General features: G+C 50.7%; 15 protein-coding genes. All 15 read right to left on the bottom strand.

What is annotated here, in order from left to right; translation table 11 throughout:
• Positions 1-50: 50 nt before the first annotated feature.
• The 15 genes from atpB to BGL48_RS08940 all read right to left on the bottom strand — a co-directional run bounded on the left by atpB (position 51) and on the right by BGL48_RS08940 (position 13,241).
• Complete coding sequence (gene atpB, locus BGL48_RS09005; RefSeq protein ID WP_046074858.1) at positions 51-839, bottom strand: F0F1 ATP synthase subunit A; 789 nt, start codon at positions 837-839, stop codon at positions 51-53.
• A gap of 8 nt (positions 840-847) precedes the next feature.
• Positions 848-1,237, bottom strand: a complete 390-nt coding sequence (locus BGL48_RS09000; protein WP_069362330.1) for a F0F1 ATP synthase subunit I — start codon at positions 1,235-1,237, stop codon at positions 848-850.
• 180 nt (positions 1,238-1,417) lie between these two features.
• A complete protein-coding gene (locus BGL48_RS08995; RefSeq protein WP_069362329.1) occupies positions 1,418-2,308 on the bottom strand; it encodes a ParB/RepB/Spo0J family partition protein in 891 nt (296 codons plus the stop codon).
• Between the two features lie 8 nt (positions 2,309-2,316).
• The gene (locus BGL48_RS08990) at positions 2,317-3,114 is read right to left on the bottom strand and encodes a ParA family protein (protein ID WP_069362328.1); all 798 of its coding nucleotides are present in this window, start codon (positions 3,112-3,114) and stop codon (positions 2,317-2,319) included.
• Between the two features lie 13 nt (positions 3,115-3,127).
• On the bottom strand, positions 3,128-3,754 hold the full coding sequence (gene rsmG / locus BGL48_RS08985; RefSeq protein WP_069362327.1) for a 16S rRNA (guanine(527)-N(7))-methyltransferase RsmG: 627 nt from the start codon (positions 3,752-3,754) through the stop codon (positions 3,128-3,130).
• Positions 3,755-5,644: a tRNA uridine-5-carboxymethylaminomethyl(34) synthesis enzyme MnmG gene (gene mnmG, locus BGL48_RS08980; protein ID WP_069362326.1), complete on the bottom strand. Its 1,890-nt coding sequence runs from the start codon at positions 5,642-5,644 to the stop codon at positions 3,755-3,757. It lies immediately after the preceding gene.
• 393 nt (positions 5,645-6,037) lie between these two features.
• Complete coding sequence (gene mioC / locus BGL48_RS08975; protein ID WP_069362325.1) at positions 6,038-6,490, bottom strand: FMN-binding protein MioC; 453 nt, start codon at positions 6,488-6,490, stop codon at positions 6,038-6,040.
• A 66-nt stretch (positions 6,491-6,556) separates the two neighbouring features.
• Positions 6,557-7,657 carry a GGDEF domain-containing protein gene (locus tag BGL48_RS16360; protein WP_069362324.1) on the bottom strand — a complete coding sequence of 367 codons (1,101 nt, stop codon included), beginning with the start codon at positions 7,655-7,657 and terminating at the stop codon, positions 6,557-6,559.
• 150 nt (positions 7,658-7,807) lie between these two features.
• Positions 7,808-9,172: a tRNA uridine-5-carboxymethylaminomethyl(34) synthesis GTPase MnmE gene (gene mnmE, locus BGL48_RS08965; RefSeq protein WP_069362323.1), complete on the bottom strand. Its 1,365-nt coding sequence runs from the start codon at positions 9,170-9,172 to the stop codon at positions 7,808-7,810.
• Between the two features lie 98 nt (positions 9,173-9,270).
• Positions 9,271-10,884 (bottom strand): membrane protein insertase YidC, encoded by a 1,614-nt coding sequence (gene yidC / locus BGL48_RS08960; RefSeq protein WP_069362322.1) that lies wholly within the window; start codon positions 10,882-10,884, stop codon positions 9,271-9,273.
• A 2-nt stretch (positions 10,885-10,886) separates the two neighbouring features.
• The gene (yidD, locus tag BGL48_RS15995) at positions 10,887-11,147 is read right to left on the bottom strand and encodes a membrane protein insertion efficiency factor YidD (protein ID WP_077456636.1); all 261 of its coding nucleotides are present in this window, start codon (positions 11,145-11,147) and stop codon (positions 10,887-10,889) included.
• Positions 11,099-11,470 carry a ribonuclease P protein component gene (gene rnpA, locus BGL48_RS08955; RefSeq protein WP_046074850.1) on the bottom strand — a complete coding sequence of 124 codons (372 nt, stop codon included), beginning with the start codon at positions 11,468-11,470 and terminating at the stop codon, positions 11,099-11,101. The genes yidD and rnpA overlap by 49 nt, the downstream gene beginning before the upstream one ends.
• Positions 11,471-11,483: 13 nt before the next feature.
• Positions 11,484-11,618, bottom strand: a complete 135-nt coding sequence (rpmH, locus tag BGL48_RS08950; RefSeq protein ID WP_025672864.1) for a 50S ribosomal protein L34 — start codon at positions 11,616-11,618, stop codon at positions 11,484-11,486.
• Between the two features lie 208 nt (positions 11,619-11,826).
• Positions 11,827-12,573: an amino acid ABC transporter ATP-binding protein gene (locus tag BGL48_RS08945; RefSeq protein ID WP_069362321.1), complete on the bottom strand. Its 747-nt coding sequence runs from the start codon at positions 12,571-12,573 to the stop codon at positions 11,827-11,829.
• Positions 12,570-13,241, bottom strand: a complete 672-nt coding sequence (locus tag BGL48_RS08940; RefSeq protein WP_069362320.1) for an amino acid ABC transporter permease — start codon at positions 13,239-13,241, stop codon at positions 12,570-12,572. The genes BGL48_RS08945 and BGL48_RS08940 overlap by 4 nt, the downstream gene beginning before the upstream one ends.
• Position 13,242: the final 1 nt, after the last annotated feature.

Below are 13,242 nucleotides of genomic sequence, written 5' to 3'. Positions count from 1 at the left end.
TCGGCTTTGAGCCAATAATGACTAACAAATTGCTTTCTAAAAAAATGTCATCAATGATCTGAGTCTTCGTGTGCCTGCGAGAGATACACGATGGTCAACATCATAAAGACAAAGGCTTGAATCGTAATGACTAGAATGTGGAAGATTGCCCACGGCACAGAGCCCAGCCATTGCGCCCACCACGGCAACAAGGCCGCGATAAGAATAAATACCACCTCACCGGCAAACATGTTACCGAACAGACGCATCCCGAGAGAAATAGGCTTCGCCAACAGCGAGACTATCTCCAACAGGAGGTTGAACGGAATCATGATAGGGTGATTGAACGGGTGTAGCGCCAGCTCTTTGGCAAAGCCACTCACACCTTTGATCTTGATGCTGTAGAAAATCATCAAGAAGAACACGCCCAGCGCCATCGCAAGGGTGATATTTACGTCTGCAGTTGGCACCACTTTCAAGTAAGGAATGCCTAACCAATGTTCCGCCGGATACGGTAGAAAATCGATAGGAATTAGGTCCATCGTATTCATCAAGAATATCCAGACGAAGATAGTCAGGGCCAAAGGTGCGATCAGTGGGTTTCGTCCATGGAAGGTTTCGCGGACGTTGTCATCAACGAACTCAACCAAGATCTCAACGAAGCACTGAAACTTACCCGGGACACCTGTCGATGCTTTCTTTGCCACCGATCGGAAAAGGCCTAGGAAGACAATACCGATGAGGACAGAGAAAAACAGGCTATCAATGTGAACCGCCCAAAACCCCTCACCGCTTGACAAGTGTGTCAGGTGGTGAGTGATATAGCCAGACGGTGTAAGCGCATCACCTGACGCAGCCATAACTCATCCTATTTGTTGTTGTTAATGAATAAAACTGGCGCGAGGATATTAATCCCTAATGCCAGCAAATAGGCCAGTTTGAGGGGAAGCAATTCCACCTCGACATACAGGTAAGCAAGGACAAACAAGACGACAGTCAGTGAAATTTTCAACACTTCACCGCTAAAGAAGGACGCCACCACGAATTTCGCGGCTCTGGCCCCACTAAAAAGGAAAGCACACGCCGCAAACGCAGCATTGGCAACCACAAAGATGCCTCCACCGATCAGCGCGGATTTTCCCCAGTCGACATTGATAGCAAGTGCCATCACGATTGCCGTTGCTAATACGACGCCAGCTTGCAAAAGCACCAATTTTGTCGCGATTTCACGACCCGGCCGCGCGAGCGTCGATACCATGTATTTGTTCCTCGATTCCGTTCCACTTAGCACTGTTGCCGTGCTGGGAAAACAGCAAAAATTATACGTTTCGCCCCAACTAATGCAATCGCATCGATGTAAAAAAGCGGGGAAAATTTTACAACAGAGTAACCTGATCACAGTAAGCGCTTTTATGTAACAAAAAGCGAATGGCACAGGTCACATTTCTTCGTCGAAAATTGCAAGAATTTGCGCTAATTTTTCGGATTCTTCAAAATTAATCACCAATTTCCCACTGCCGTTTTTCTGTTGTGTTAATGCGACGCTGGCCCCTAATTTGTCCCCTAAACGCTGCTGGAGCGCTTCAACCTCAGGTGACGATTTAGGCTTTTCCGTCTCAACAGGCGGCGAAAGCATCTTTTTTACTAGTTTTTCTATCTGGCGAACCGTCATCTTTTTGTTGACGGCGGTCAGCGCCGCATCGATTTGTGCGTCGCCTTCTAACGCCAGCAGGGCACGTGCGTGACCCATCTCGAGTTGTTTGTTAAGCAGCAGCTGCCGCACCCCCGATTCCAACCCATTTAACCTCAGTAGGTTACTAATGGTGGTCCGGGATTTACCGAGTGACTCTGCCAACTGTTGGTGAGTCAGCTCAAATTCGTCAACTAAGCGCGCCAATGCCTGGGCTTCTTCCATCGCATTGAGGTTTTCGCGCTGAATGTTCTCAATCAAGGCCACCGCACTGGCGACCTTATCGCTCATCTCGCGCACCAAGCAGGGGACATTGTTAAGCCCTGCTTGCTTAGCGGCACGCCAGCGACGCTCACCGGCAATGATTTCATAGCGTCCGGCTGCCACTTGACGGACCACCAAAGGCTGAATAATACCTTGCGCGCGGATGGACTCGGTTAATTCTTCCAGTGCCTCTTCAGCCATATCTTGACGTGGCTGATACTGACCGGGATCCAACGCAGTAACGGGCAACTGCTGCAATTCGCTGTTACTCGTATTGGTGGACTCAGGGGAAGCTTGGGTGGATGACTGTGCATGTGCACTGGTCGCCAACAAGGCATCCAGGCCCTTTCCAAGACCGCGTTTCGCTGAATTCATTGTTTTCCTCAGGCATTGACAGCGTCAGGCGAGGAGCGTGCTTGCTCTTCGCGACGCAAGATTTCACCCGCAAGGGCGAGGTAGGCTTTGGCACCGCTCGATAATTTGTCGTAGTACATGGCAGGTCGGCCATGACTTGGCGCTTCCGCAAGCCGCACGTTGCGAGGAATCACCGTACGATACACCTTATCACCGAAGTGTTTTTTGATCTGATCCGATACTTCGGTCGCTAATCGGTTACGCGGATCGTACATGGTGCGCAGCACCCCTTCCACGTGAAGCTCAGCGTTGACCACACTGGCCAGCTTGCTGATGGTATCCATTAATGCGGTTAATCCCTCTAGGGCAAAGTACTCACACTGCATAGGAACCAACACAGAGTTGGCAGCGGTCATTGCGTTAATCGTCAGCAAGTTAAGCGATGGTGGGCAGTCGATAAAAATATAATCATAACGGTCTACCACAGGCTCCAGCATGGTGCGCAGGCGCACTTCGCGAGCGAACACTTCCATCAGCTTAATTTCTGCCGCGGTCACGTCGCCATTGGCGGCGATCAGGTGATAGCTGCCTGCCGTGTCGTCCACCACAACTTGCTCAAACGGCGTGTCTTCAATTAAGAGGTCGTAGGCGGTGGCATGCACATCGTATTTGTCCACCCCACTGGCCATGGTCGCATTACCTTGTGGGTCTAAATCAATCAGTAGCACCTTACGATTAGTGGCAGCCAGTGACGCTGCAAGGTTGACACTGGTGGTGGTTTTCCCCACGCCGCCTTTCTGGTTTGCTACCGCGATAACTTTACCCACGTGCTCTCGACCTCTATTCGTTACTCTTTGCTCTCAAGATTACTAGATGACGCGCCCCTTCCAATCCCGGTACCTTCAAAGCTTTGATATCGGTCACAGAACAAGCGGCAGGCAAGGCATCCAGCTCCTGCTGGTCCACTTGCCCTTTCAGCGCGTAAAAATATCCCTCAGCATGAGGAAGATGCTGGCACCAGCTCACCATATCGTTCATCGACGCAAACGCCCGGCTCAATACGCCATCAAAGCCATCATCGGGAGTAAAATCCTCGACACGGCTTTGCACCGGCGTGACATTGTCTATCTCGAGTTCGTGCAACACTTGGCGAATAAAACGAATCCGTTTGCCTAAACTGTCTAGCAAGGTGAAGTGTTTATCCGGATTCGCGATAGCCAGAGGAATACCTGGTAATCCTGGACCTGTCCCTACATCGATAAAATGATCGCCGTCAAGATGGGGCGAAACAACCAAACTATCGAGAATATGTTTCACCACCATGTCTTCCGGACGACGGACCGATGTCAGGTTGTACGCTTTGTTCCATTTGTCTAACAGGCGCACATACGCGAGAAGCTGCGCCTGTTGTTGTGAGGACAAAACCAGGCCTGCCTTGGCAAGCCCTTGCGTTAATTGTGATTCCATTTATGCCCCTTTCTTCAGCATGCCTTGCTTTTTCAAGTGCACGAGCAAAATGGAGATCGCCGCGGGGGTCACGCCAGAAATGCGAGACGCTTTGCCGACGGTTTCCGGGCGTGCATCGGCAAGCTTTCCTTTCACTTCATTAGACAAGCCTTTGATTTGCTCGTAATCAAGGTCAGTGGGCAGTGCCGTGTGTTCATGACGTTGCGACTTGGCGATTTCATCCTGCTGACGGTCGATGTAACCGGCATATTTTACTTGGATTTCAACTTGCTCACTCGCTTGTGCATCATCATGCGCCGGACCAAATGTCGGCAAAGACACAATATCGTGATAACGCAGCTCGGGACGACGCAGCAAATCTTCGCCATTGGCTTCACGCGCTAACGGTGTTTTTAACATGGCGTTAAGTGCAGTGACATCGTCCGAGTGTGGATGGATCCACGTACCACGCAGACGCTGACGCTCTTGTTCCATGTTTTCCATTTTCTGGTTAAAACGTGCCCAGCGAGCGTCGTCGACCAGACCAAGCTCGCGCCCTTTTTCGGTCAAACGCATATCGGCGTTATCTTCACGCAGCAACAAGCGGTACTCCGCGCGAGAAGTGAACATACGGTAAGGCTCTTGGGTACCCATAGTGGAGAGATCGTCGATCAATACACCCATGTAGGCTTGATCGCGGCGCGGACTCCAGCCCTCTTTGCCTTGCGCTTGCAACGCGGCATTACACCCGGCAAGCAAACCTTGTGCACCGGCTTCTTCATAACCGGTGGTGCCGTTAATTTGCCCCGCGAAGAACAAGCCATCGATGAATTTCGTTTCTAGGGTCTGCTTGAGATCGCGTGGATCAAAGAAATCGTACTCGATCGCATAGCCAGGGCGGATCACTTTGGCGTTTTCAAACCCTTTGATCGATTGAATAATGCCCATTTGCACGTCAAAGGGTAAGCTGGTGGAGATCCCGTTGGGATACAACTCGTTGCTGGTCAACCCTTCTGGTTCAACAAAGATCTGGTGTTTATCTTTGTCAGCAAACCGCATCACTTTATCTTCAATTGACGGGCAATAACGTGGACCTATCCCCTCGATAACTCCCGCATACATTGGGCTGCGAGAGAGGTTTTCGCGGATAACATCATGGGTTTTTTCGTTGGTATAGGTGATATAGCACGGGATTTGTTCCGGATGCTGGTGGACATTCCCCATAAATGAAAATACCGGACAAGGGGTATCACCATGTTGGGTTTGCATCACAGAAAAGTCCACTGAACGGGCGTCAATGCGTGGGGGAGTACCGGTTTTCAGTCGGTCTACACGGAAGGGTAACGCACGCAAACGATCAGCCAGTTTATTCGATGGAGGATCGCCCGCACGGCCTCCTGAGTAATTATCCATACCGATATGGATTTTCCCACCCAAAAAGGTTCCGACAGTGAGCACCACTGTAGTCGCGCTGAACTTCAACCCCATTTCTGTTTCTACGCCAGTGACACGATCTTGCTCGACGATCAGATCCACCACGGCTTGCTGGAACAAAGAAAGGTTCGGTGTATTTTCTAAGGTGTGGCGGATCGCCGCTTTGTACAACGCACGATCAGCTTGGGCACGGGTGGCTCGTACGGCTGGGCCTTTAGACGCATTCAATGTTCTAAATTGGATCCCGCCTTTGTCAATGGCTTGTGCCATGGCACCACCCAAGGCATCAATTTCTTTTACCAGGTGTCCTTTCCCGATCCCGCCAATGGCAGGGTTACACGACATCTGTCCCAAGGTGTCGATGTTGTGGGTCAACAATAGTGTTCGTTGATTCATCCGTGCGGCGGCCAGCGCCGCTTCGGTACCAGCATGGCCACCACCCACAACGATGACGTCAAAGTGATCCTGGTAAAACATGATTAAAGCCTCAACCTGGTTAAGTGTTTGCGCATGAACTAAGCAAAAGGGGCGACATTCTAGCGCTTTTTCTGCCAACAGGGAACCAAACCTTGATCCGGATCGTTAAAGCGCATTGGCTTTATATATATAAGATCTTTATATAGATCTTTTATTAGATCTACTATTAGGGAAAGGGATCTTAGTGGATAACTCAAAAAAGATCATTGAGATCAAAGATCTTACAACGATCACTTTTTGTGGGTGGCCTTGGATCCGATCCTGTATCACCTGGGATCAAAATAGGTAGTTATCCACATAGGGGGCAGGGGGTGAAAAGTATTAAATGGATAACTAAAGGAAGATCACTGGGTTATTCCTTAGTTATCCACAGTCTGGTTGGGTGTTTTTTGTTCAGTTAATCGTATGGAGAAGCGGTTCCCAGTCCGCTAACCAACGCTCAGCTTCATCTTCAGGGACCGGATGTGCTTGAATGTCGATATCAATCCGTTCGCCGATTTTGATCGCGCCTAAATCTTGCAGTAGCGCATCGGCCTTCATCCCGGCTTCACAAAAGGTGTCATAACTCGAGTCACCAATCCCCACCACGCCATAGTGAACATCACGCAGCATCGGGCGCTCGGCGAGTAATTGTTCCATCAAAGGAGCGATGCTGTCTGGAAAGTCGCCGGCGCCATGGGTTGAGGTAATAACAAGTAAGGTGCTGGCACTGAGTACATCGTCTATGATCCCTTCATTGATCACGTGAGTCTGGTGACCTTTGGCTTGTAAAAGATCAGAGAGGTGATCGCCAACGTATTCAGCGCCGCCTAAGGTGCTACCGGTAATAATGGTGATAGTTGCCATACGTTCCTCGTCGTTAAGGTTGTCGTCCCTAGTATTTCGGCCTTATTGCAAGGAGTCAATCACCGCTTAAACCGCTTGGCTAACCGTCATTTGGCTAAGTTGGCAGACACATTGATTGCCCCCTGCTTGCTTCGCCTCCGTCATGGCTTGGCAGGCTTGGTCAATCAAGCTGATCGCTTTGGCGTTCCCGGAAAAGTGTTGAACGATGCCTATCGAGGCGGTGAATGCATGAGCACCGCCATGAAAAGTAAATGGTGTCTCTTCAATGGCATGATGACATTTAACCGCCCATTTTGGCGCATCGGCGCAATCATTTTCTTTTAGCATGACCAAAAATTGATCGGCGTGAGTGCGGCTCAGTAGCGCATCGTGTGGTAGGTGACGATCCAGTAAGCCAGCAAGGAATTGTAAGCTTTGATCGCCAATATGGTGACCCTGTTGCATATTAAAAGACTGAAAGTGGTCAATATTAATACAAAGGACAGCGATAGGTTTATCGGTTGATGATTGGCATTCTGTGCTCAACCGGCGATAAAACTGGGTGGCATTCCAAGTTTGCGCTAAGGGCTCACGCTGAATGTACTGCCGTGCCTGCCGGTTGAGGGTGTAGAGATCATGGAGATAGAAGTCCATTAATATCACTGACAAGGCAATAAATATCAGAACGATGCTGAGGTAAATCGTTTTGCTATTTAGGCTGGAAAGATTCACCAAGGGGTCGGGCGTGGGTAACACCTGGATGGAAAACATTAAGCCTATGGCCGTCAGTGACAGCCCGTAGCGTGCCAAACGCTCATTGGGATCAAACAGCAATAACACGATAGTGGGTGAGACCAGTAACAAGAGTTCGTTTTGGCTTTGCGCCGCAAACACCCAGTAAGACATGATGAACTGCTGGGCAAAAAACATAAAAAAAAGATAGTACCGGGCGATATACCAGCGTCCTGACCACATCAACAGCCAAGTTGCCGCGTACAAAAAGGCGTAACTGACGTTATGCCAAGCCGCGATAGGGAGTTGGAAAGCAAGCCAGTACATGGTGGAGAAAATGAGCGTGCCGACCACGCAAATCACCGTGAGTAGATTGGTCATACGGATCTGATGCCGCATCAGTTGATTATGTTCACTCAGGCCTATCGATAAGATCGGATTAAAACTTGCTAGCATACTACCTCCATCCACACCTGGTTAAAGCGTAGCTGATCATGGTGAAAACTACGTGGATAACTTAGGATCGAACAGTGAGGATAAAGGCGATCAGGCGAGGCATTACAAGGGATCCTTAGTGGAAGGATCCCGTGATCAGGTTGGGGATAATTATTTACCGATACAAAATGATGAAAAGATTTTCCCCAGCAAATCATCGGCACTGAACTCACCGGTGATGGTATTGAGGTGTTGCTGAGTAAGGCGCAATTCTTCTGCTAAAATCTCGCCAGCCATATAGCCTTCGAGCTGCGCTTGGCCGATGTCTAAGTGATGCGCGGCATTGGCAAGTGCGTCGAGGTGACGGCGACGCGCCATAAAACCGCCTTCACTGCCCCCCGCGTAACCCATACAAGCTTTGAGGTGCTGACGTAGTGCATCCATCCCTTCACCGGTTTTGGCACTTAAGCGGATGAGTGCGGGATCATGGGTATTATCGTGTCCCATTGGTTCGTCGGTCATATCCGCTTTATTGCGGATCACTGTCATGCCCATGGCTTCGGGTAAACGGGAGACGAAATCTGGCCAGATCTCTGCAGGGTGGGTCGCGTCAGTAGTGGTGCCATCAACCATAAACAACACGCGGTCAGCTTGCGCGATTTCATCCCACGCCCGCTCGACACCAATCCGTTCGACTTCATCAGCGGTATCGCGCAGTCCGGCGGTATCAATAATGTGCAACGGCATACCGTCAATATGTATGTGCTCACGCAAGACATCCCGCGTGGTTCCGGCGATATCCGTGACAATCGCGCTATCTTTTCCTGACAAGGCGTTTAATAGGCTTGATTTGCCGGCGTTGGGGCGGCCTGCGATCACCACTTTCATTCCCTCACGCATGATTGCCCCTTGATTGGCTTCTTTACGCAGTGTGGCAAGGTGCTCGATAATATGGTTAAGGTCGCTGGCAACCTTGCCATCAGAGAGAAAGTCAATTTCTTCATCGGGAAAGTCGATCGCCGCTTCAACGTAAATACGCAGGTGAATCACTTTTTCCACCAGCGTATTCACCTGACTAGAGAAGGCACCTTGTAGCGATTGTAAGGCCGAGCGGGCGGCTTGCTCGGAGCTGGCATCAATCAAGTCGGCAATCGCTTCAGCTTGGGCTAAATCCAGTTTGTCGTTTAAAAACGCGCGCTCGGAGAACTCACCGGGTCGTGCGGCACGCACCCCAGAAAAGGCACTGATACGCTGAATAAGCATGTCCATGATCACGGGGCCACCATGGCCTTGAAGTTCAAGCACATCCTCGCCTGTGAACGAGTGAGGGCCTTTAAAGAATAAGGCAATGCCCTGATCGATAGGTTGACCTTCCTGATCGAGAAAGGGCAAATAATCCGCACGACGTGGCACTAACTCGCGCCCCGTCATTTTTGTACCAATTTCATGGGCGAGCGGGCCAGACACGCGGACAATCCCCACGCCGCCGCGGCCTGTTGCAGTGGCTTGCGCCACAATTGTGTCGGTTTGAGCCATAATGCACACTCTTTAATTCAATAACAGGCCCGAAGGCCATAAACGACAAAAAGGCGACCGCCGGGTCGCCTTTTCATTATTACGTGACACGGCCTGAGTTACGAGCGTGAATGCAGGCCTTTTTTCTCCAACGACTTGTAAATCAAGGTCTGTTGGATAAGCGTGACCACGTTCGATACCAGCCAGTATAGAACCAGGCCAGATGGGAAGAACAAGAAGAAGAACGTAAAGACCACAGGCATAAAGGTCATGATCTTCTGCTGCATCGGATCGGTGACCGTGGTCGGGCTCATCTTCTGGATCAGGAACATGGATGCGCCCATCAACAGCGGTAGCACATAGTATGGGTCTTGTGCCGACAAGTCTTGAATCCAGCCAAAGAACGGCGCATGACGCAATTCTACCGATTCCATCAACGCCCAGTACAAAGCAATGAAAATCGGCATTTGTAGGACAAGCGGTAAACAGCCCCCAAGTGGATTGACCTTCTCACGCTTATAGAGCTCCATCATCTCTTGGCTCATGCGCTGACGATCGTCACCGATACGCTCTTTCATCTCTTGCAGCTTAGGCTGTAGCATGCGCATCTTGGCCATTGAGGTGTACTGCGCTTTGGTCAGCGGATACATGGCACCACGGACGATGAAGGTCAGCATAATGATGGCCAGACCCCAGTTACTCACAAAGGTTTGGATGGTGGAGAGCAACCAGTGCAGCGGTTTAGCGATAAACCACAGCCAGCCGTAGTCGACCACCAAATCCAAGCTTGGTGCCACCGCGGCCATTTGCTCTTGCAGTTTAGGGCCTACCCATAAGGTGGCTGTCAGCGTCTTGCTGGTGCCAGCGGCAATGGTATCGCGAGTCTTGGTTTGGATATAGCCGTATTGCGCCGTGGTACGGGTGCTCAGCACATTATTGTCCGCCCGTGGGATCCACGCGGTAGCAAAGTAGTGCTGGATCATCGCGGCCCAACCTTGGTTAAACGTCACGTTCAGGTTTTTGCTTTGCATATCATCAAAGCTGTACTTCTCGTAACGCTTGTCGTCAGTGGAGTAGGCGCTACCGCGATAGGTGGGCATGGTCAAGCTGCCGCCATCGTCCAGCAAGTTTTGCTTTAGCTGGGTATACATGGTGACACTGGCATTGTTGTCGGTTTGGTTGTTGATAGTGTGTTCAACATCCACCGCATAGCTACCACGCTCAAACACGAAGGTTTTGGTATAGGTAATGCCATCTTTCTCAACCGTCATTGGCACTCGTAAGGTGTCTTGATCGTCTGAGAGCGAGAAGTTGTTTTGCGTCACCTGGTATTGTGCGCGACCCTCAGCCGTATCGATGCCGTCCGCACCAATTAAGCCGCTTTGTGCCACAAAGGTATGATCAGGTTTGCTGTGCAACAGCGTGAAGGCATTGTCAGAATCCAGCTCGGCATCATATTGCGGGAGCTCGGCGTGGACAACATCACCGCCTTGCGTATCAATTTTCAGTGTTAAAACGTCAGTGTTGATGGTGACAAGCTTGTCAGAGACAGGCTGTGCATCAAGAGACGTGGTATCACCGTCATTGCTGCTTGGCACGTCACTGTGAGTGGTTTGCTGCTGCTCAACGCCCTGTCCCTGCGGTTGCGGGGAATCTGGTTTGTTCCATTCCATGTAGAGCATGAAAGAAACGAACAATAGGGCAATCAACAGGATATTGCGTTGGGAATCCATTGTTAATTGTCTCTGTTATGGTGGTCGCAAGGCGGTACAGGATCGTAGCCGCCATCATTCAAAGGGTGGCATTTTAATAGACGTTTGCCTGCCAACCAACACCCTTTTATCACACCATGGGATTGAATCGCCATGATGGCGTAGTGAGAGCAGGTTGGTGTAAACCGGCATCGTGGTCCAATTAATGGACTGATGACCAGTTGGTATCCCCGAATCAGCGCGATGAGCGCTTTTTGCGCGGCGGTCGCGACAAACGTTGCCATAACTTGTCCAATTCGTCTCGTAGCGCTTGATTGCTCAGATTGTTGGCACTTTTTTTCGCGATCACCACAAAGTCTTTCGCCGGCAGTTGATGTTGACGTAAACGAAAGCTTTCGCGGACCACACGTTTAAAGCGGTTGCGATCAACAGCAAGTTTGATTTGCTTTTTCGGTACAGCTTGACCGAGACGTGGATGGCCGAGTGGATTATTTCTGGCGAGTATAGTTAAGTGCGGCGAACCTGCGCGATGCGGTTGCTGGAAGACGGCACTGAAATGTTCGGGAGTTAGCAGACGTAACTCCCGAGGATAAGCGAGCTTATTCACAAATCACTGCGGATTATTTAGAAAGCTGCTTGCGGCCTTTCGCACGGCGAGCGGCAATGACCTTACGGCCGTTCTTAGTCGCCATGCGCGCACGGAAACCGTGAGTGCGCTTACGCTTTAGAACTGAAGGTTGAAAAGTGCGTTTCATGGTTTCTACCTTTATTACTGATCAGTGTTAGGTTTGTTAACCCGACGTGGGAGGGTAGCACTAGGCTTGTCTCCGACGCCTCTCAACAAAGAGGGCGGATTGTAGCCATTGACTAACGATTAGTCAATCACTAACCGACGCCACTCCGGGCGGTGAATTATAAGCGCTTAGGCACAGATCGCAAGGATCGATCCCAAGCGATCGGCGACTAGGGGGTGATCCCGACTTGATTCAAAAACTTATGCAAACGAGGATCGTCGCATTGGTTAAATAACCAATTCGGTGTCCCTTGGGCAATAATGTGGCCGTCGTTCATAAAGACCACCCGATCCGCCACATCGCGAGCAAACTGCATCTCATGGGTGACCACCAGCATGGTTTGGTGGCGAGTCGCGAGCTTTTTCATCAATGCCAGGACTTCGCCAACCCATTCTGGATCGAGGGCAGACGTGGGTTCATCAAACAGCAGCAGCTCAGCCTCCAGCGCCATCGCCCGGCCGATGCCAACCCGTTGCTGTTGTCCACCGGATAAAGAGGCCGGGTAATGATCTCCTTTATCGCCAAGGCCAATATCATCGAGGATTTGCTGGGCACGCTCACGGGCTTTGTCTTTCGCCCATCCCTTAACGGTGCGTAGCCCTTCGGCAATGTTGTCACGGGCATTGAGGTGAGCAAATAACGCATAATTTTGGAAAACAAAGCCGGTTTGACGCCGCAACGCCAGAATATCCTGCTTACGGGTGGCCATGTTGCCGCTATCAACGCGTTGTTCCCCAATTTTGATGACCCCTTGCTCGGCGCGCTCGAGAAAGTTAATGCAACGCAACAAGGTGGACTTGCCGGTGCCGCTAGGGCCAATAATGCAAACTATTTCGCCTCGGTCGATAGTGAGATCGATGCCGTCAAGCACCGCTACTCCTTGATAGATTTTTTTGAGCTTCTCTATCTTTATCATCGTTGATACGCCTTATTAAGGTGTGCCTCTGCCCAATACTGAACGCGTGTCAATGCTACGACCACCGCCCAATAGATGAGTGCCACCGCTAAGTAAGCTTCAAAGAACTTGAAGCTGGATGACGCTTCCATTTGCGCCTGTGCCATGATTTCCGCAACCCCTAGGGTAAAGGCGAGTGACGTGGCTTTAATCATATCGATAAAGTAGTTCATCAAGGATGGCAGAGCGATACGCACCGCTTGCGGCAAGATGATACGTTGCATCGCTTGGCGGGTGGTCATGCCCACCGCCAGACTGGCTTCCATCTGACTACGATCCACGCCGGTAATGGCGGCGCGGATTGACTCGGCCATATAGGCAGAAAAGTGCAGGCTGATACCGATGACAGCGGCGGTAAAGGCTTCCATCCCTACCAAGGCGGGGATCACCTGAGGGAGGCCATAATAAAGCAAAAACAGCTGCACCAATAACGGCGTGCCGCGGAAGAAGCTGATAAACACTTGCGCTAAGCCATTGAGTAAAGGAATGCGAAACACGCGGATCAGTGCAATCGCCACGGCGAGGGCGAGCGCGAAGATGAGGCCCAGTACAGCCATCTCCATGGTAATCCCCAAATAACGCAGTAGCAGGGGAAACAAGGAGGCCATGTAATCAAAATCGAACGCCATG

The sequence above is a fragment of the Salinivibrio sp. SS3 genome, from assembly GCF_001722105.1.
GTDB lineage: Bacteria > Pseudomonadota > Gammaproteobacteria > Enterobacterales > Vibrionaceae > Salinivibrio > Salinivibrio kushneri.
This window is presented reverse-complemented; position numbering and strand designations above follow the sequence as displayed.